The organism is Sporosarcina saromensis, from assembly GCF_033253735.1.
GTDB classification, from domain to species: domain Bacteria; phylum Bacillota; class Bacilli; order Bacillales_A; family Planococcaceae; genus Sporosarcina; species Sporosarcina saromensis.
In genome coordinates, this window is the sequence record NZ_JAUBDI010000008.1 from 60,699 (window position 1) to 80,296 (window position 19,598).

General features: G+C 43.7%; 20 protein-coding genes and 1 riboswitch. Of the genes, 16 read left to right on the forward strand and 4 right to left on the reverse strand.

Annotated elements, in window-relative coordinates:
• Positions 1 to 72 precede the first annotated feature (72 nt).
• The gene (locus tag QT711_RS09955; protein WP_317943893.1) at positions 73 to 1,308 is read right to left on the reverse strand and encodes an NAD(P)/FAD-dependent oxidoreductase; all 1,236 of its coding nucleotides are present in this window, start codon (positions 1,306 to 1,308) and stop codon (positions 73 to 75) included.
• Between the two features lie 86 nt (positions 1,309 to 1,394).
• Here QT711_RS09955 and QT711_RS09960 point away from each other — a divergent pair, with 86 nt between their 5' ends.
• Positions 1,395 to 2,297 carry a 5'-3' exonuclease gene (locus QT711_RS09960; protein ID WP_317943894.1) on the forward strand — a complete coding sequence of 301 codons (903 nt, stop codon included), beginning with the start codon at positions 1,395 to 1,397 and terminating at the stop codon, positions 2,295 to 2,297.
• Positions 2,298 to 2,301: 4 nt separating this feature from the next.
• Here QT711_RS09960 and QT711_RS09965 read toward each other — a convergent pair whose 3' ends face one another.
• The 3 genes from QT711_RS09965 to QT711_RS09975 all read right to left on the reverse strand — a co-directional run bounded on the left by QT711_RS09965 (position 2,302) and on the right by QT711_RS09975 (position 3,920).
• Positions 2,302 to 2,808 (reverse strand): hypothetical protein, encoded by a 507-nt coding sequence (locus tag QT711_RS09965; protein ID WP_317943896.1) that lies wholly within the window; start codon positions 2,806 to 2,808, stop codon positions 2,302 to 2,304.
• A 92-nt stretch (positions 2,809 to 2,900) separates the two neighbouring features.
• Positions 2,901 to 3,362 (reverse strand): STAS domain-containing protein, encoded by a 462-nt coding sequence (locus QT711_RS09970; RefSeq protein ID WP_317943898.1) that lies wholly within the window; start codon positions 3,360 to 3,362, stop codon positions 2,901 to 2,903.
• A 228-nt stretch (positions 3,363 to 3,590) separates the two neighbouring features.
• The gene (locus tag QT711_RS09975) at positions 3,591 to 3,920 is read right to left on the reverse strand and encodes a thioredoxin family protein (RefSeq protein ID WP_317943899.1); all 330 of its coding nucleotides are present in this window, start codon (positions 3,918 to 3,920) and stop codon (positions 3,591 to 3,593) included.
• 277 nt (positions 3,921 to 4,197) lie between these two features.
• Between QT711_RS09975 and QT711_RS09980 the strand changes: the two genes are divergently transcribed.
• From QT711_RS09980 to sufU, 15 genes are all read left to right on the forward strand, one after another.
• Positions 4,198 to 6,582, forward strand: coding sequence for a 3-hydroxyacyl-CoA dehydrogenase/enoyl-CoA hydratase family protein (locus tag QT711_RS09980; protein ID WP_317943901.1), 2,385 nt, complete (start codon positions 4,198 to 4,200; stop codon positions 6,580 to 6,582).
• Positions 6,583 to 6,610: 28 nt separating this feature from the next.
• Positions 6,611 to 7,786: an acetyl-CoA C-acetyltransferase gene (locus QT711_RS09985; protein WP_317943903.1), complete on the forward strand. Its 1,176-nt coding sequence runs from the start codon at positions 6,611 to 6,613 to the stop codon at positions 7,784 to 7,786.
• 165 nt (positions 7,787 to 7,951) lie between these two features.
• Complete coding sequence (locus QT711_RS09990; protein WP_317943905.1) at positions 7,952 to 9,739, forward strand: acyl-CoA dehydrogenase family protein; 1,788 nt, start codon at positions 7,952 to 7,954, stop codon at positions 9,737 to 9,739.
• 74 nt (positions 9,740 to 9,813) lie between these two features.
• Positions 9,814 to 10,173, forward strand: a complete 360-nt coding sequence (locus QT711_RS09995; RefSeq protein ID WP_317943906.1) for an arsenate reductase family protein — start codon at positions 9,814 to 9,816, stop codon at positions 10,171 to 10,173.
• Positions 10,174 to 10,253: 80 nt separating this feature from the next.
• A complete protein-coding gene (gcvH, locus tag QT711_RS10000) occupies positions 10,254 to 10,637 on the forward strand; it encodes a glycine cleavage system protein GcvH (RefSeq protein WP_317943908.1) in 384 nt (127 codons plus the stop codon).
• Between the two features lie 60 nt (positions 10,638 to 10,697).
• Complete coding sequence (locus QT711_RS10005) at positions 10,698 to 11,039, forward strand: toprim domain-containing protein (RefSeq protein ID WP_317943910.1); 342 nt, start codon at positions 10,698 to 10,700, stop codon at positions 11,037 to 11,039.
• A gap of 2 nt (positions 11,040 to 11,041) precedes the next feature.
• Entirely contained in the window at positions 11,042 to 11,365 is a 324-nt protein-coding gene (locus QT711_RS10010; RefSeq protein WP_317943912.1) for a thioredoxin family protein, read from the forward strand.
• Positions 11,366 to 11,422: 57 nt separating this feature from the next.
• Positions 11,423 to 11,527: riboswitch (SAM riboswitch) on the forward strand.
• A 100-nt stretch (positions 11,528 to 11,627) separates the two neighbouring features.
• Positions 11,628 to 12,653 carry a methionine ABC transporter ATP-binding protein gene (locus QT711_RS10015; protein WP_317943914.1) on the forward strand — a complete coding sequence of 342 codons (1,026 nt, stop codon included), beginning with the start codon at positions 11,628 to 11,630 and terminating at the stop codon, positions 12,651 to 12,653.
• On the forward strand, positions 12,646 to 13,314 hold the full coding sequence (locus tag QT711_RS10020; RefSeq protein ID WP_317943916.1) for a methionine ABC transporter permease: 669 nt from the start codon (positions 12,646 to 12,648) through the stop codon (positions 13,312 to 13,314). Before QT711_RS10015 ends, QT711_RS10020 begins: the two co-directional genes overlap by 8 nt.
• Positions 13,315 to 13,373: 59 nt before the next feature.
• Positions 13,374 to 14,207 (forward strand): MetQ/NlpA family ABC transporter substrate-binding protein, encoded by an 834-nt coding sequence (locus QT711_RS10025; RefSeq protein WP_317943918.1) that lies wholly within the window; start codon positions 13,374 to 13,376, stop codon positions 14,205 to 14,207.
• Between the two features lie 158 nt (positions 14,208 to 14,365).
• Positions 14,366 to 15,547, forward strand: coding sequence for a dicarboxylate/amino acid:cation symporter (locus QT711_RS10030; RefSeq protein WP_317943920.1), 1,182 nt, complete (start codon positions 14,366 to 14,368; stop codon positions 15,545 to 15,547).
• A 263-nt stretch (positions 15,548 to 15,810) separates the two neighbouring features.
• Entirely contained in the window at positions 15,811 to 16,590 is a 780-nt protein-coding gene (gene sufC, locus QT711_RS10035) for a Fe-S cluster assembly ATPase SufC (protein ID WP_317943922.1), read from the forward strand.
• Between the two features lie 18 nt (positions 16,591 to 16,608).
• Positions 16,609 to 17,913, forward strand: a complete 1,305-nt coding sequence (gene sufD, locus QT711_RS10040) for a Fe-S cluster assembly protein SufD (protein ID WP_317943924.1) — start codon at positions 16,609 to 16,611, stop codon at positions 17,911 to 17,913.
• Positions 17,913 to 19,133 carry a cysteine desulfurase gene (locus QT711_RS10045; protein WP_317943925.1) on the forward strand — a complete coding sequence of 407 codons (1,221 nt, stop codon included), beginning with the start codon at positions 17,913 to 17,915 and terminating at the stop codon, positions 19,131 to 19,133. Before sufD ends, QT711_RS10045 begins: the two co-directional genes overlap by 1 nt.
• Positions 19,133 to 19,573 (forward strand): Fe-S cluster assembly sulfur transfer protein SufU, encoded by a 441-nt coding sequence (sufU, locus tag QT711_RS10050; protein WP_317943927.1) that lies wholly within the window; start codon positions 19,133 to 19,135, stop codon positions 19,571 to 19,573. Before QT711_RS10045 ends, sufU begins: the two co-directional genes overlap by 1 nt.
• Positions 19,574 to 19,598: the final 25 nt, after the last annotated feature.

Consider the following 19,598-nt stretch of genomic DNA (forward strand, 5'->3'; position numbering starts at 1 on the left):
TTTCGAATTTTACTAGAAAATTGACGAAGCAGTATGACCCATACCATTTCAACACAGAAAAATACAATCAGTTCATTGCACAACCGTCCGACTATCACATTCCGGGTCAACTGCCCGGTTCAATTGGACAATGTGAGCGGAAGGATGCTCATTCCCAGTCAGCGCATCAGCAAGCATTTTGGCGCCCATCATACTGTAAACCGTCCCGTTGCCGCCGTAGCCAAGCAAGTAATAATGGTTTCGTTTGTGTGGATGCTCGCCGATGAAAGGGAGATTATCAAGAGACTCTCCAAAAGTGGCACAATACGAATAGGCGATTTCAATCGGCAAGTGTGGGAATAGCGCTTTAACCTGCATTTTTAATTGTTCACCACACTCCGTAATCCGTTCATCGGACGTTGGCATTTCAGCAACTTCTTCATCCAAACCGCCGATGACGAGACGCCGTTCCGCAGATGACCGGATGTATAAATAAGGACGTTTTGATTCCCAAATAAGCGCTTCCTCATACCAAGGTGGCATTTGGTCGAGCGGTTCCGTGACGATGACATACGATCGATTAATGTCTGCACCGATTCGTTTGCCAACAGGAACTGTTTCATAACCCGTTGTGAACACAACTTGTTTGGCGTGCAAATCTCCCGCAGACGTTTTAATTCGAAGCCTATCATTTTCCTCTTTCACGTCTTCCACTTCTGTAAATTCAAAAATATGGCCACCATGCTCCTCGAAATCATCGAATAAACAATTGACGAATTTGTAAGGATTCACTTCTGCATCTCCATACGTAACAATGGCACCGGGTTTATCAAACCCCATTTTCGCTTTCAGTGTTTCCTGATCCCAATAATCACACGGGAATCCATGCTTTTTCAATGTTTTATATTCGGTGTAAATCCGTTCTTCATCTGCTTCATCACTCGCGTAATAAATGCTCGGACGGCTATAAAACTCTGGGTTACCCGGTAACTGTTTCGCAACAGTTTGCAAATCTTCCATTGCTTCCAAACATAACCGATAGAATTCCACTGCATTCTTTTCTCCAATCTGTTCAATCAACTCATGAAGCATGATATCATTAGAGTATTGAAGTAAACCGGTGTTTGCAGACGAACTGCCAGCAGCGACTTGTCTTTTATCGAAAACGGCTACAGACAAGCCTTTTCGAATGAAAGTATAGGCACATAACGCACCTGACATCCCGCCACCGACGATAATAACATCATATGTATCTTCTCTTTTCGGTACGCGTCGAGGTGAAACTTGAAGTGTAGTTGGCCAGTAAAGTGAACCACTATGAATTCGCATAAGGCAATCCCCCTTTTTTCTTCAATATACCCGTTTAAGAATAAACAATATCTAACTTGCTGAAAAAAAATTTGGAGGTCTATCCAATGGAATCAAAACCACATCTTTTACTTATAGATGGCATGGCTGTGCTATTCCGCTCATTCTTTGCCACGTCAGCAATGGGCCACTTTTTCCCGAATTCGAATGGCATCCCGACGAATGCCGTCCAAGGATTTGCTCGACACACATTGACGGCTACTTCAATTTTTAAACCAACCCATATGGCGGTTTGTTGGGACATGGCTGCACACACATTCCGGAACGATTTATTTGATGGCTATAAAGCAAACCGCCCTGAACCGGCACCAGAACTGCTACCGCAATTTGATATGGCGAGAGCACTGTCCGAAGAAATTGGTTGGAAAAACTACGGAATTCCAGGAATGGAAGCTGACGATCTAATCGGCTCACTTGTCTGTGCTTGGGAAGGGAAGGCAGACATTACAATCGTGACGGGTGATAAAGACCTGTTGCAATTACTCCGTCCGGGTGTGTCCATTGCATTTATGAAAAAAGGGTACAATATCTATGATATCTATACAGAAGAACGGTTCGTAGAAGAGTACGACATTCCACCGCATCGTTTTGTAGAAGTCAAAGCATTCACAGGGGATACAAGTGACGGCTATCCAGGTGTAAAAGGGATTGGACCGAAGACCGCGTTGAAATTAGTGAAAGAACATGGAACGGTGGAAGCGGTCATTGAGAAAATTGACCAACTGGCACCTGCCATGAAGAAAAAAATCGAAGCGGATATGGATATGTTGCGCCTCTCTAAAAAGTTAGCGCAAATCCATTGTGAAATTGAATTCAAAGAAACAATTGATGACTTACTGCTTCCTGAATTTTGTTCAGGATTGAGGGACCACTTGCGAGCGAACGAATATTCAATGGTCGTCCGGCAATTGGATTCATTGTTTCCTGCAATCGAAAAAACCACTGTCTGATCGGCTAATCAGCAGTGGTTTTTTCAACTTTAACGAAAGATAGAATGGCACGGTTTTTCTCGTACGGAATCTCACGAATGTGGCTCGCACGATGGCGGCCACCGTTGTCATGAACAAGTAACAACAAACCTGATTGAGTCTCTTTGTACCCGATAACAGGCACCCAATGATAATCAAAGCTATACGTGCCGAACCAGTGAAAAGAGAACCATTTATCGAATTTAGCAGCAACCGCTCGTCCATTGGCAAGTTCGACTTTTACAGCATCAATTGTGCAGGCTTCCACGATCCAACCAGTACCGAGCAACTTCCGCAAATTGCGTATGAATCGCCATTTGAATAAACCGATACGCGTGCCACCCAACTTTCGGTAAAGCTCATTAATGTGGTAGTCTAACGACTGATGGCGTAGCAATAAGAAAGCTGTTACGGGACCGCAAGCAGATTGACGATACCGCTCAGCAATATCATCGTCAAATTGTGATTTTCCTTTGAAGTTTCGAATGTACATCACGTCGAATCCCTCGCTTAATCGGTGCGACTTATAAAAATCTAATTGCTATAGTAGGACTACTTAGAAGCTAATAGTAAAGGCATTGCGTATTATAGCTGAATAACCGATTCATTTTCCTTTACTAGTACCTTTAACGCCATACGGAAGTTAATGTACGATTCAAAGTCCATCTGAACCCCTGCACTTACAATTCTGCGAACAATACTTGGATTAAAGCCAACGGAAATCGGGCGAATATCCATCAGTTTAAGTGTATTGTTAAGCACTTCTAGTTCAAACGCAATGGTATTATAATCATGCTCATCACTTTCATTTAAATCAGAGCCTGTAAAATCAAAGATGGCACAATTGACTGTAGGATTTTCTCCTATGTATTCCAACACCTGATTACGTATCAATTCAAACCGTTCGGCCCCCGTATAGCCGACAATCGGCACGAGAATTGTGTGATCGACAATTGAAGAAATAATTGGGACGGACGTTTTCTTTATCATTTTTTCCAGCAATTCAATTCTTGCTTTCAAACGCTCTATTTCATGAATGGATTCCATTTTTCCACCTCAAATAACTGTTTTCTGTTGCACCCTTCCATTATACGACATACTCTAACAAAAAAACCAAAACTAATTCGGTAAACAAAATAATTCGCTCCAGTTGAGCGTAAAATTGAAGCGTCACACGTACAGAACAATCTACATCCACCTACTAGCCAAAAAAAATAGGCCTTTGCCTTCAAAGTGTTCACTTCGAAGACAAAAGCCTGCACCGTTACATTCAATTTACGAATTTTTTACTTCGACCGATTCCAAGAAATCAATCACTTGATCTGGCGTTTTCGCATTTGCACTGTGTAAATGCGCTTTCTTCTCACCATTTTGGAAAATGAGCAAACTTGGGATGCCCATCACTTCGTATTTCTCTGCAACTTCAGGAAGCACATCGCGATCGACGTCATACCATGTGTACGAATTGTACTCCTCAATGATCGGATCGATGAACATGTCCATACGTGTGCAATCCGGGCACCAGCCTGCTTGGAATTTGATTAATGCTTTCCCGTCACCGTTAATGACTTCGTTAAATTGTTCTACTGTCGTAATTGATTTCATCATACAACACTCCTTTTTCCTTCAGTGTACAATCTTCTACACGATACGGAAACTAAAATGCCCACACAAGCGCTTCCACCCGTCATCCATGAGGGAGAGTATGAATAGAATAATAGAAAAGAAAACGCGTATGTTCCAAAAAGTTTGTGAATTGAACCATATAAATATTGCGAAAACGTGTGGAATGTTCTAAACTACTAAATATAGATACCGTTTCTATTTTTTTTACGCATAAAATGAATGAGCGTTCATTCAAGAAAAGGGAGGCTTCGTAAACGTGGCATATGAAATCAAGAAAGCGGCAGTATTAGGATCAGGCGTGATGGGGTCAGGGATTGCAGCCCATATAGCAAATATCGGGATTCCTGTCCTTTTGCTCGATATTGTCCCAAATAAGCTGACAGAAGAGGAAGAAGCGAAAGGACTGACGTTGGAAGATCGGCGCATTCGTAACAAATTTGCTTCCACTGCTGTAGAAAAACTGGTGAAGCAAAAGCCCGCTCCACTTACGACGAAAAAGAATCTTTCACTCATTGAAGTCGGAAACTTTGAAGATGATTTGGATAAATTAAAAGATGTTGACTGGGTCATCGAAGTAGTTGTGGAAAATTTAGAAATCAAAAAAGCGTTATACGAAAAAATAGATGCGGTACGCAAACCAGGAACAATTATTACATCGAATACTTCAGGGATTAGTATCGAAGCAATGGCTGAAGGACGTACAGAGGATTTCCAAAAGCATTTCCTTGGTACGCATTTCTTTAATCCACCTCGCTATTTGAAATTACTAGAAGTTATTCCGACAGCAAAGACGGCTCCTGAAGTCCTTTCCTTCATGCTCGAATTCGGGGAAGATCGCTTAGGAAAAGGTGTCGTCATCGCAAAAGACACACCGAACTTCATTGCCAATCGAATTGGGACGTATGGATTGCTCGTTACCCTTCGTGAAATGGAAAAACGCAATTATTCCATTGGAGAAGTGGATTCGGTGACAGGAACGCTTATCGGACGACCAAAATCGGCGACATTCCGGACATTGGATGTCGTTGGACTCGATACGTTCATGCACGTCGCGAAAAACGCATATGACAAAACGGAAGGCGAAGAACAGCAAGTTTTCGAACTCCCAGCTTTCATGCAAAAGATGATCGACAACGGCTGGCTCGGCGCAAAAGCGAAGCAAGGCTTCTACTTGAAGAAAGATAGAGAGATTTTGGAGCTCGACATTGAGACGTTTGAATATGTCCCGACGAAGAAATTGAAAACGCCTTCAATTGAGATGGCGAAGCAACAAAAAGGTTTGGCGAACAAAGTGAAATCCCTCGTCTACGCAAATGACCGAACAGGGGAAATCCTTTGGAGTATCCTTTCTCCAACGTTGACGTACTCTGCGCAACTAACTGGTGAAATCGCGGATGACATCGTCGCCATCGACAATGCCATGAAGTGGGGCTTCGGTTGGCAACAAGGACCGTTTGAAATTTGGGATGCAATCGGTGTCGCGAAGTCAGTTGAGCGGATGAAAGCAGATGGACTGACGATTCCTTCATTTGTAGAAGAAATGCTTGCGAAAGGATTCGACACATTCTATAAGGAAGAAGAGGGAGACTTGTTCTTCTATAACGGAGATCGCTATCAGCCTGTTCCAGTAAATGAAAAGGCGATTGACTTAAAGCGCTATAAGAAAAAGAATGGCGTCATCAAGAAGAATTCAGGTGCAAGTTTAGTAGACTTAGGGGATGGCATTGCGTTACTAGAGTTCCACTCTCAGTCGAATGCAATTGGGTTAGACATCATTCAGATGATTAACTTTGCTGTCGATGAAGTTGAAAAGAATTACAAAGGGCTCGTCATTGGCAATCAAGGCAAAAACTTCTGCGTCGGCGCGAACTTAGGCATGATCTTAATGGAAGCGCAAGACGATAATATTTTTGAACTGGATTATACAATCCGTTCCTTCCAAAACGCGATGATGAGACTGAAATATAGCCGGAAACCGGTCGTCGCTGCACCGTTCCAAATGGCGCTCGGTGGTGGGGCAGAAGTGTGCTTGCCAGCAGCACATATCCAAGCATCAATGGAAACGTATATCGGACTTGTTGAAGTAGGTGTCGGGTTAATTCCTGGAGGTGGCGGAAACGTCAACTTGTACACAAAACACTTAAAAGGATTGCCGAACGGCGTCCAAGTGGATATTCAATACGTCGCAAACAAAGTGTTTGAAACGATTGCGATGGCGAAAGTATCGACGTCTGCTGAAGAAGCGAAAGAGAATAACTTCTTGAACTTTGCAGATGGCATAAGCGTCAATCCGGATCACTTGCTCTATGACGCAAAACAAGCGGCGTTGGCCCTTTATGAAGGCGGCTATTTACCACCTAAGAAAGAAAAAGTTCCTGTAACGGGGGATTCAGGGTACGCAACAATGCTACTTGGTGCAGAAGGGATGTATTTATCGGGCTTCATTAGCGAGCATGATTTGAAAATCGCAAAGAAATTGGCATTCGTACTGTCCGGTGGCAAAGTGCCGTTCGGGACACTCGTCGATGAACAATATTTGTTGGACCTTGAACGGGAAGCGTTCCTCAGTCTTGTGGCGGAACCAAAGTCACAGCAACGTATGCAACATATGCTCCTGAAAGGGAAGCCATTACGCAACTGACGGAACAATTAGCAAAGGAGGAAAAGGGATGCGTGAAGCAGTAATTGTAGCCGGTGCACGGACACCGGTCGGAAAAGCAGGCAAAGGCTCGCTTGCAACTGTCCGTCCGGATGACTTAGGTGCATTGGCAATTAAAGAAACATTGAAACGAGCTAATGGATACGATGGACCAATTGATGATTTGATCATAGGATGCGCGATGCCGGAAGCGGAACAAGGCATGAACGTCGCGCGTAATATCGGCGCATTGGCAGGACTGCCCGATACGACACCTGCCATAACCGTCAATCGTTTCTGTTCTTCTGGCCTTCAATCGATCGCCTACGGAGCGGAGCGGATCATGCTTGGGCATGCAGAAGCAATCATAGCTGGTGGCGTCGAATCGATGAGTATGGTGCCGATGATGGGGAATACGATCCGACCGAATATTACGCTTGCGGAAACAGCGCCTCAATACTATATGGGGATGGGGCACACAGCTGAGCAGGTCGCAATGAAATATGGAGTCAGCCGGGAAGACCAAGATGCCTTCTCGGTACGTTCCCATGAAAAAGCGGCTGCAGCAATTAAAGCAGGGAAATTTGTAGATGAAATCGTTCCTGTTGAAGTTGTAAAACGGTTTGTTAATGAAACAGGAAAATACGAAGAAAAAACCGTCCTGTTTGACATGGATGAAGGCGTCCGTACAGGTACGACAATGGAAGTTCTGGCGAAACTGCGTCCGGCGTTCTCAGTGAAAGGAACTGTCACAGCTGGAAACGCTTCGCAAACTTCAGACGGTGCGGCATCCGTCCTCGTCATGGACCGCGAAGTCGCAGAAGGAAATGGGTTGCGTCCAATTGCAAAATTCCGTTCCTTTGCAGTAGGCGGAGTGCCTCCTGAAGTGATGGGGATTGGGCCGATTGAAGCGGTACCTAAAGCGTTGAAACTTGCGGGTTTATCAATCCAGGACATCGATTTGTGGGAGTTGAACGAAGCGTTTGCTTCCCAATCGTTACAAGTCATCCGTCATTTAGGATTGGATATGGACAAAGTGAACGTTAATGGTGGAGCAATCGCACTTGGCCATCCACTCGGTGCGACTGGTTCCGTCTTAACAGTAAGATTGTTGAACGAATTGAAACGCCAAGGAAAGCAGTTTGGTGTTGTCACGATGTGTATCGGTGGCGGAATGGGTGCTGCAGGCGTATTTGAAATGCTGTAAACCTGCGTGCAGACGATTTCAAGATTACAAACGAAAAACAAAGTGAAGCCGTGCATTCAAGTTTAATAAGCAACTATTGTTCAACAACGCATGGCTTCCTTCCGAGATAAGGCGGTCCATAAAAGACTTCCATAATAAGTTAGGTAAATAAAGGAGGAACAAACAATGGCTGAAACAAAAACAAATGAATTCGTTCGTGGTGGGGCTTTTCTCGTTGAGGATCTGGATGCTTCACGCGTATTTACGCCAGAAGATTTTTCTGACGAACAGAAAATGATTGCGAAAACGACAGAGGACTATGTGAAAAATGAAGTGTTGCCAGTAGTAGAAAACTTGGAGAACCACGAGTTTGAGCATTCGGTCCGGTTATTGAAATCTGCTGGGGATCTTGGTCTATTAGGGGCGGACGTTCCTGAAGAATACGATGGCCTCGGTCTCGATAAAATCTCGTCTGCGTTAATTGCAGAAAAGATGTCCGTCGCAGGTGGCTTTTCGATTACACATGGTGCACACGTCGGGATTGGTACATTGCCGATTGTCCTTTTTGGGAATGAAGACCAGAAGAAGAAGTATTTGCCGAACTCCGTATCAGGGGACAAAATTTCTGCGTATGCGTTAACGGAACCGGGCTCAGGATCTGATGCATTAGGCGCAAAAACGACAGCGAAATTGAATGAAGCAGGAACGCACTATATTTTAAATGGTGAAAAGCAATGGATTACGAATGCTGGTTTTGCGGACGTATTCGTTGTTTATGCGAAAGTGGATGGCGACAAATTTACGGCTTTCATCGTGGAAAGGGACTTCCCAGGCGTATCGGTCGGTGCAGAAGAGAAGAAGATGGGCATCAAGTCTTCATCCACACGGACGCTCATCCTTGAAGATGCAGAAGTACCAGTTGAAAATCTCTTAGGTGAAATCGGCAGAGGGCATATTATCGCCTTCAATATTTTGAATATCGGTCGTTACAAACTTGGTGTGGGAACAGTTGGAGGTTCAAAGCGCGCACTTGAATTAGCAATCACGTATGCGAATCAACGTCAACAGTTCAAGACGCCGATCTCATCCTTCAATTTGACGAAAGAGAAACTGGCGACGATGGCATCGAAGTTGTACGCGACTGAAAGCTTGATTTACCGTACAGTCGGGTATTTTGAAGAGCGTAATAGTGAGATGACGCCTGAGCAACAAAAGGATGGAAAAGCAGTTGCGGCATCCATCGCGGAATATGCAATCGAATGCTCCATCAACAAAGTTGTCGGTTCCGAAGTACTCGATTATATCGCGGATGAGGCGGTTCAACTTCACGGCGGATACGGCTTCATGCAAGAGTATGAAGTGGAGCGCATTTACCGTGACTCCCGTATTAACCGGATTTTTGAAGGAACAAATGAAATTAACCGGATGATCGTGCCAGGCACGTTCTTGAAAAAAGCGATGAAAGGCGAGTTGCCTTTACTCGAAAAAGCACAAGGCCTGCAAGAAGAGTTGTTAATGATGATGCCGGAAGAAATCGGCGACGAAGCATTGGCACAAGAAAAAGTACTTGTGAAGAACGCGAAGAAGATCGGTTTGTTGACTGCGGGTATGGCTGCACAACGTTTCGGCACGAAGCTTGAAGCGGAACAGGAAGTCCTTGTCAACATTGCGAACATCGCCAACAACATTTTCGCAATGGAGTCTGCGCTACTACGTACCGAAAAAGCGGTCGCTAAAAATGGCGAAGCGAAAGAGCAACAAAAAATCCTCTACACGGAGATTTTCTGTCAAGAAGCATTCGAAGCTATTGAAAAAGATGCAAAAGAAACATTGCTTGCTTCCGTAGAAGGCGACAACCAACGGATGATGCTATCGGCATTGCGGAAATTGACTCGCTCAACGCCATACAACATCATCGCGAAAAAACGTGAAGCGTCAGTGAAATTAATCGACGCAGAAAAATATATTGTTTGATGCATCTGCACCCAGGGCAGTTCACGCCTGGGTGTTTTCTCTGTTATACTAGAGAAAAAGTGGAGGTGCTGCAGATGACGATTACTTATTACGGCTATCCGAAATGTGGAACGTGTAAAAAAGCGGAAAAGTGGCTAACGAACAATGATGTGAACTTCGAATCTATCAACATTGCTGAAAATCCACCAACGAAAGAAACGCTTCAACAAATGATCAGCAATTCCGGATTAGACATCAAAAAATTCTTCAATGTCAGTGGGATGAAATACAGGGAATTGAACTTGAAAGACAAACTCCCTAACATGTCAGATGACGAGAAAATCGCGTTACTCGCATCGGATGGAATGCTCATTAAACGACCACTTGTAACAGATGGTATGACAGTGACGGTCGGCTTTAATGAAGCGCAATTTGAAGCCGCATGGAACGCATGATTAAGTTTCTTGTCTTTATGCATGAAATATGTAAGAATTGAATGGAAATCAATAATTGTAAACGTATGGAGGGTTATGGGATGAGCACACCTAAAGACTTGCGTTATTCAGAAGAACATGAATGGGTAAAAGACGAAAACGGTAATTACCGCATTGGTATTACACACTTCGCTCAATCTGAACTTGGCGATATCGTATTCGTGGAACTTCCACAAGTTGGAGACGAAGTGAAAGCGGACGAGCCATTTGGTAGCGTAGAATCTGTTAAAACGGTTTCTGAGCTATATGCGCCAATTAGCGGAAAAGTACTTGAAGTGAACGAAGAATTGGAAGATAGCCCTGAATTGGTGAACGAATCTCCATATGAAGGCGCTTGGATGATCGTCGTTGAAGCATCTGACAAAGCGGAACTTGATGCATTAATGTCTGCTGAAGACTATGACAAAATGACAATCGGTGAGTAAGCACAAGTAGAGCGCTGGAGCTTTCCGGCGCTTTTTCTAATGGCCTAAGGAGGCAGGGAAATGGAGTTTCGTAGAATCGTTGTCGTAGAAGGCGGTGCTGACCGGAAGCGATTGCAAAAAGTGTTGGCAGAGCCAGTCGAGATTATTTGTACGAATGGAACAGTGAGCCCTTACCGCATTGAAGAATTGCTGGCACCGTATGAAGATGACCAGATCTATGTTTTTGTCGATGCAGATGACTCAGGCGAAAGCATACGAACTTTATTCAAAAGGGATTTTCCTGAAGCCCTCCATTTATACACGGAACGCGTCTACAGGCAAGTCGAGACGACCCCTTATCGCACGCTTGCAGCAATTTTGCTTGCAGAAGGTTTTCATGTGCATCCTGAATTTTTACTTTGAAGGTGATAAAACTGAACACGATCCAAACATGGACACGTGAACAATGGGAACAAAGCAAAAAAGATTCCCCGCTAAGCGTGTTTTATTTATATACACCGATGTGTGGCACTTGCGCGGTTGCGTCTAAAATGATGGAAGTCATAGCTGTGATGAAACCAGAGTTGCCAATTGGAAAAGCAGACTTGAATTATATCGAAGATCTTGCCGTCGATTATGAAATCGAAAGTGTCCCTTGTCTGCTCATACAGAAAGAAGGATATGTACGAGAAAAAATCTATGCATTTCAATCTATACCGCACCTTTTAGAAAAAATGGGTTTGACATGATTGAAAGTTCTATGGTATAAGTATATCTAATAAATTTAACGCAAATTGAATATGTCGCTCTTATAAAGAGAGGTGGAGGGAAGTGCCCTATGAAGCCCGGCAACCATCACGAAAGTGAAAAGGTGCCAAATCACGCAAAGCGCATGCTTTGAGAGATGAGAGATCGGACGAACGTTGAGATAAACGATAACGTATTGGCCTTTCTGCTTGTCTGCAGAAAGGCTATTCTTTTTGGACAAGATTGTATCGAGGTGAATTGAAAATGATCGAGTTGAAAAGTGTAAATAAGAAATTTGGTTCAGGGAACGCTAGTATAACGGCTGTTGATAACGTCAATTTAGATATTCATGCTGGGGAGATTTTCGGGATTATCGGGTATAGCGGTGCAGGGAAAAGTACACTAATCCGATTATTGAATGGTTTGGAACAACCTACTTCGGGATCTGTAAATGTCGCAGGTCATGAAATGGCAACCATTAGTGGAAAAGCGTTACGGGAAGCGAGACAAAAAATTAGTATGGTGTTCCAGCACTTCAATTTGCTTTGGTCGCGTACTGTAAAAGAGAATATCGCTTTTCCATTGGAGATTGCAGGCCTCAAAAAGGATGAAAGAGATCGTCGCGTCCAAGAATTAATTGATTTAGTTGGCTTGAACGGCCGGGAAAATGCGTACCCATCCCAATTGTCAGGCGGACAAAAACAACGGGTCGGCATTGCCCGGGCGTTAGCAAATGATCCACAAGTATTGCTATGTGATGAAGCCACTTCTGCACTTGATCCGGAAACAACGGATGCCATCCTCGACTTATTAACGAGCATTAACGAACGACTTGGTTTGACAATTGTTTTAATCACACATGAAATGCATGTCATCCGTAAAATCTGTCATCGTGTAGCTGTTATGGAAGCAGGTCAAGTCGTGGAAATCGGAAATGTCCTCGATGTGTTCCAATCTCCAAAAGCGCCAATTACGAAGCGGTTTGTCTCTCAAGTAACAGAACCGACAGGCACTGAACAAGCGTTAGAACATTTAAAATCCGATCATACCGCTGGAACGCTCGTAAAATTAGTATTCGTCGGTGAACGAACGGAGCAACCGGTGTTAGCAAACTTAATTCGTACATTTGGGATCGACGTCAACATCGTACAAGGGAATATTTCTCATACTAAGGGTGGAGCATATGGGACATTGCTGTTGCAATTAATTGGCGATGCAACAATCGTCAACGAAGCGATTGACTTCCTTCATTCCGAAGGCGTACAGACGGAGGTGATCGACCATGATTGAAACACTTTTACCTAATGTTAAATGGGATAAGATGTGGGAAGCGACGATCGAAACACTCTATATGACAGCTGTTTCAACTGTCTTCACGTTCGTAATCGGTATCGCGCTCGGTATTGCGCTCTTTCTTTCAAGTCCAGGTCAATTATGGGCGAACAAGCTGACATATGCCATCACCGGAGCGGTCGTCAACATATTCCGTTCAATTCCATTCATTATTTTAATCATCTTGTTAGTGCCGGTAACGATTTTCCTAGTCGGCACGATGCGTGGCCCGAATGCCGCACTGCCTGCACTCATTATTGGTGCAGCACCGTTTTACGCACGGATGGTGCTCATCGGTTTACAAGAAATTGATAAAGGTGTACTGGAAGCTGCACGGTCAATGGGTGCAAAGACGAGTACGATTATTTTCAAAGTACTTTTGCCCGAATCAAAACCCGCATTGTTCTCCGGTATAACTGTTACAGCCATTGCATTAGTCGGCTATACAGCGATGGCGGGTATTATCGGTGCTGGCGGGTTAGGGAATCTTGCGTATTTCCAAGGGTTCCAACGAAGTCAGAATGATGTCATTCTCGTTGCAACGATTTTAATATTAGTTATCGTTTTCATCTTCCAATTCATTGGAGATGTCATCGTCCGTAAGTTGGACAAACGGTAAGTGAATGTCAGGTCAAACCTGTTCATTATAAAAAACAACTAAGAAATGGGGAGTCAATTATGAAGAAGTATTTGGCGGGGATTTTATTAGCGGTACTCGTCCTTGCATTGGCTGCTTGTGGGACAAGCGATAAGAACAATACAAGTGGTGGAAAAGAAGAGTCAACGAAACTAGTTGTTGGTGCGACAAGCGTGCCGCATGCGCTGATTTTGGAGCAGGCAAAGCCGTTGCTTGAAGAAAAAGGATTTGAGTTAGAAATTGAAGAATACCAAGATTACATTTTGCCAAATAAGGATTTGGATGCAGGTACGCTAGATGCGAACTTCTTCCAACATATTCCATACTTTGAAACGCAAATGGCTGACTTTGGCTATGAGTTTGCAAACGCTGGTGCAATTCATATCGAGCCAATCGGCGTTTATTCTAAAAAATACAAAGCACTTGATGAACTACCTGACGGTGCGACAGTCCTCATTAGTAACTCTGTAGCCGATCACGGTCGTGTTCTTTCTATGTTGGAAAAAGAAGGTTTAATTACTCTAGCAGACGGTGTTGAGAAAGTAAAAGCTGAGCTTGATGATATCGTGGACAATCCAAAAAACTTACAGTTTGAAGCAGAATACGAAGCAGCACTTATGCCGGAGTTGTACAAACAAAACGAAGGTGACTTGTTGTTAATTAACTCAAACTATGCACTTGACGCAGGCTTAAATCCATTGGAAGATGCGATTGCACTTGAAGAATCAGATTCTCCATACGTTAACATCATTGCTGTTCGTGCTGGAGATGAAGATCGTAAAGCAATTAAAGCACTTGTTGAAGTACTAACATCTGAAGAAATCCAAGACTACATCTTAAAAGAGTGGGGCGGCTCGGTTGTCCCAGTAAAATAAGTTTGTCGTCAGACTGCTTTCCTTACCATTGCTGGTAAGAAAAGCAGTCTTTTTTGATAACTACAAATATTTAAGGTAGCGTTCCTATTTCTTCTTTACTATGTTAAAGTAAACGTACAAACGAATAGACAAATGTGCATTTGGGGAGGACATAGAGAATGAAAAAGATTGGACTAATTTGGCGAATACTTATCGCCATCGCACTTGCAGTAGGGTTAGGAATGTTACTTCCAAAAATACATGAAGGATTCAGTGAATGGTTTGTCAGCTTATTTGCGACATTCAATATGATTTTTGGAGGCTTCTTGAACTTCGTCGTGCCGCTGATCATCATCGCTTTTATTGCACCGGGAATCGCTAAACTCGGAAAAGGTTCTGGAAAGCTATTAGGTATGGCAACCGTATTTGCATACGCATCAACAATCGTAGCCGGTATCATCGCTTTCTTTGCAGCCACGACTTTTTTACCGAATTTCATTCATGCCGTAGGGTCAGGTTCAGTAGAGAATGCTGGAAGACCTGCAGCAGAAGCGTTTTTTGAAATTGAAATGACACCAGTAATGGGCGTCATGTCTGCATTATTGCTAGCATTCATCCTCGGAATTGGAATGGCATCCATTAGCAGCAAAACGATGCTTTCGTTCTTTGATGAATTGAATACTCTCATTGAAAAAGTAATTTCGTACATCATTATTCCGCTATTACCGGTTCATATCTTCGGGATTTTCTTGAACATGACGTTCAGCGGGGAAGTGGCAAAAGTATTATCCGTCTTCTCCATCGTGTTTGTTATGATCATTATTTTGCATCTACTCATGCTGACGATCCAATATACGATTGCAGGAAGTGTTTCAAAACGAAACCCATTTGTGTTAATGAAAACAATGGCACCTGCTTACATGACCGCAATTGGGACACAATCTTCAGCAGCAACAATCCCTGTTACACTAAGACAAGCAAAAAAAGCAGGAGCATCCGAACGAGTAGCTGACTTTACGGTTCCGTTGTTTGCAACAATCCATTTATCCGGTAGTACGATAACATTAGTCTCTTGTTCCATTGGTGTATTGTTAATGAATGATATGCCGGTATCATTCGTAAGCTATTTGCCATTCATCTTCATGCTTGGCGTGACGATGATTGCAGCACCGGGAGTACCAGGTGGAGCGGTTATGGCAGCAGTTGGACTCCTCGCAACAATGCTTGGCTTTGACGAGTCAATGGTTGCTTTGATGATTGCGTTGTATATGGCGCAAGACAGTTTCGGCACAGCGACAAACGTAACCGGCGACGGCGCATTGTCGATTATCGTCGATCGGTTTACAAAGAAAGAAGCATAACCGCAAACGAATACATCCGACGAACTGTGGATACCCTTGAGAAATCGGGCATCCACAGTTTTTCATTCTCAATGAACTGTGAATAAATGAAAATGTAGGCTCCTATTTTCATAAAGAAGATTGAGAAATGACGAGCTTTTAGCTAAATAAATTATAATAATTCTTAATGATTTGCAAGGGCGTCCGTAATAAGCTAAAATTAGAATGATACTAAACAGAGAATGGAATTAACCGTTCATAACGATCATATTGGAGGTATTCGAATGGCAACTTTGGTAATTAAAGACCTTCACGTTGAGATTGAAGGAAAAGAAATATTGAAAGGCGTCAATTTGACAATCAATACAAACGAGATCCACGCAATTATGGGTCCGAACGGTACTGGTAAATCGACACTTGCGTCTGCAATTATGGGGCATCCAAAATATGAAGTAACTTCAGGTTCAGTCACATTAGACGGTGAAGATGTACTTGAAATGGAAGTTGATGAGCGCGCTCAAGCGGGTCTTTTCCTTGCTATGCAATATCCAAGTGAAATTACAGGCGTAACGAATGCAGATTTCATGCGTTCTGCAATTAACTCACGTCGTGAAGAAGGCGACGAAATTTCCCTTATGAAATTCATCCGTGAATTGGACAGCAAGATGGATCTCCTTGAAATGGATCAAGATATGGCAACACGTTACTTGAACGAAGGTTTCTCTGGTGGAGAGAAAAAACGTAACGAAATTCTTCAACTCATGATGTTGAAGCCGAAATTTGCGGTGTTGGATGAAATCGACTCCGGTCTTGACATTGACGCTTTGAAAATTGTTTCTAAAGGGATCAATGAAATGCGTGGACAAGATTTCGGATGCTTGATGATCACACACTACCAACGTCTATTGAATTACATTACGCCTGATCACGTTCATGTCATGATGCAAGGCCGCGTTGTGAAGTCAGGTGGTCCTGAGCTTGCGAAGCAACTTGAAGAAAACGGTTATGACTGGATTAAAGAAGAATTAGGAATTGAAGACGAAACAGTTGGACAAGAAGCATAAGAAAGGGGACGATTCAAAATGACGGTTGAAACAAAAATGGCATTGACCGAACAGGACGTCCGCTCTTTTTCCGCACACATGAATGAAGCCGCTTGGATGGCAGATTTCCGCGCAGATGCGTTAGCGAAAGTGGAACAGCTTCCGATGCCAAAACCAGATAAAACGAAAATCGATAAATGGAACTTCATGGACTTCCCATCTCACACAGTAGAAAGCGCAACATTTGCTTCACTTGCTGAGCTACCGGCAGAAGCTAAGGAATTGGTTGGGGAAGACCAACGAAACATTTATGTACAACATAATAATACACCTGCATTCATCTCACTTTCAGAAGATTTGAAAGCGAAAGGTGTCATCTTAACAGATATTTTCACAGCATCTCGCGAGCATGGAGATCTTTTGAAAAAATACTATATGACAGATGGCGTGAAAGTGGACGAGCATCGCTTGACGGCACTTCACGCAGCGTTAGTGAACGGTGGCGTATTTGTTTACGTACCGAAAAATGTAGTCGTTGAAGAGCCTTTGCAAGTATTATTCTTGCACAATGATCCGCAAGCATCCCTATTCAACCATGTGATCGTCGTAGCAGATGCGAATAGCTCTGTCACATATGTTGAAAACTATCTTTCAACTGTTGAAGAGGCTGCCGGACAAGCGAACATCATCTCAGAAGTGTTCACTGGCGACAACGCAAAAGTGATTTACGGTGCAGTGGATGTCCTTGCAAAAGGCTTCACGACTTACGTCAACCGCCGTGGCGTCACTGGCCCTCATAGCCGTATCGAGTGGGCATTAGGTTTAATGAATGACAGCGACACAATTTCAGAAAACATCACGCACTTGGTAGGAAACGGTTCTTCTAGCGACTTGAAAACAGTTGTCGTTGGCCGTGGCACTCAAAAACAGAACTTTACATCGGAAATTGTTCACTGGGGCCAAGATACAGATGCGTTCATTTTAAAACACGGTGTCATGAAAGAAGGCGCTTCTTCCATCTTTAACGGTATCGGTCGAATTGCAAAAGGCGCAACTCGCTCTAATGCAGTTCAAGAATCACGTATCCTTATGTTAAGTGAAAAAGCACGTGGGGATGCAAACCCGATTCTCTTAATTGATGAAGACGATGTAACAGCAGGTCACGCTGCATCTGTCGGTCGCGTAGATCCATTACAATTGTTCTACTTAATGAGCCGAGGAATTTCAAAACAAGAAGCAGAACGCCTCGTCATCCACGGCTTCCTTGCACCAGTCGTCAGCAAATTACCAATCGAAGGTGTTAAGAAGCAATTGACGGAGGTCATCGAAAGGAAAGTGCGCTAATGCTCAGCAAAGAGATCCGCAAACATTTCCCGATTCTTGACCAGGAGATTAACGGGCATCCGCTCGTTTACTTAGATAGTGCTGCGACTTCCCAAAAGCCGCAGCAAGTTATTGACGCACTAACGAATTACTACAAGCTCGACAATTCAAACGTCCATCGCGGTGTTCACTCGTTAGGGAACCGAGCGACGGAAGGGTATGAAGGAGCTCGAGAAAAAGTTCGTAAGTTCATCAATGCAAAATCAACACAAGAAGTCATTTTTATGCGCGGCGCAACAACTGCCTTGAATACTGTTGCACAAGGCTATGGACGGCAAAACGTTGGAGAAGGTGATGAAATCGTCATTACTCCAATGGAACACCACTCCAATATTATTCCTTGGCAACAACTTGCGAAGGAAAAAGGCGCAGTCCTAAAGTATATTGACCTCGAAGAAGACGGTACGCTGTCGCTCGAAAAAGTCCGTGAAACGGTTACAGAGCGTACGAAAATTGTCTCTGTCATGTATGTATCTAACGTGCTAGGTACAATGAATCCGATTCAAGAGATTGCTGAGATTGCCCATGCACATGGTGCAGTCATGGTAGTGGACGGAGCACAAGCGGCACCACATTTGAAAATCGATGTGCAAAAACTGGACTGTGATTTCCTTGCTTTCTCAGGTCATAAAATGTGCGGTCCGACAGGCATAGGCGTCCTTTATGGAAAGAAAAGCTTGTTGAATGCAATGGAACCGGTTGAATTTGGCGGTGAAATGATTGACTTCGTAGGCCTCTATGAATCTACATGGAAAGAATTGCCGTGGAAATTCGAGGGAGGTACGCCGATCATTGCAGGTGCGATCGGTTTAGGCGCAGCAATCGACTTCTTGGAAGCAATCGGATTGGACGAAATCGAACGGCACGAACACGAGCTTGCTGCGTACGCGATGGACAAAATGTCAGCAATTGAAGGGCTTGAAATATACGGTCCGAAAGATCCAGGTAAGCGTGCTGGCCTCGTAACGTTCAATTTGGATAACGTCCATCCACATGACGTAGCAACTGTATTAGATATGAACGGAATCGCAGTGCGGGCAGGTCACCATTGTGCCCAACCGCTTATGAAATGGTTGAAAGTTTCAGCGACGGCACGTGCAAGCTTCTACGTGTATAACACGGAAGAAGATGTCGACCGCCTCGTCGAAGGACTCCGTATTGCAAAGGAGTATTTCCAATAATGTCATTAAACAATTTAGACCAACTATACCGCTCAGTCATCATGGATCATTATAAGAATCCAAGAAACAAAGGTGTACTAGCAGACAACAACATCACGGTCGACATGAACAACCCGACATGTGGAGACGTCATTCACTTAACAATGCAAGTAGAAGACGGTATCGTTAAGGATGCGAAATTTGAAGGAGAAGGGTGTTCCATTTCCATGGCATCCGCCTCGATGATGACGCAGATCATTAAAGACAAAGACGTCGATGCTGCTGTTCAGTACGCTCATGTGTTTTCGGACATGATGCTTGGCAAAGAAGTCGATGATTCCATTGACCTCGGTGATATCGAAGCCCTTTCAGGCGTCGCAAAATTCCCAGCACGCATTAAATGTGCGACATTGAGCTGGAAAGCGATGGAGAAAGGAATCGGTAAGGATTCTGACGAATAGACCCGGTGCCGACTTCTTCGGCTAG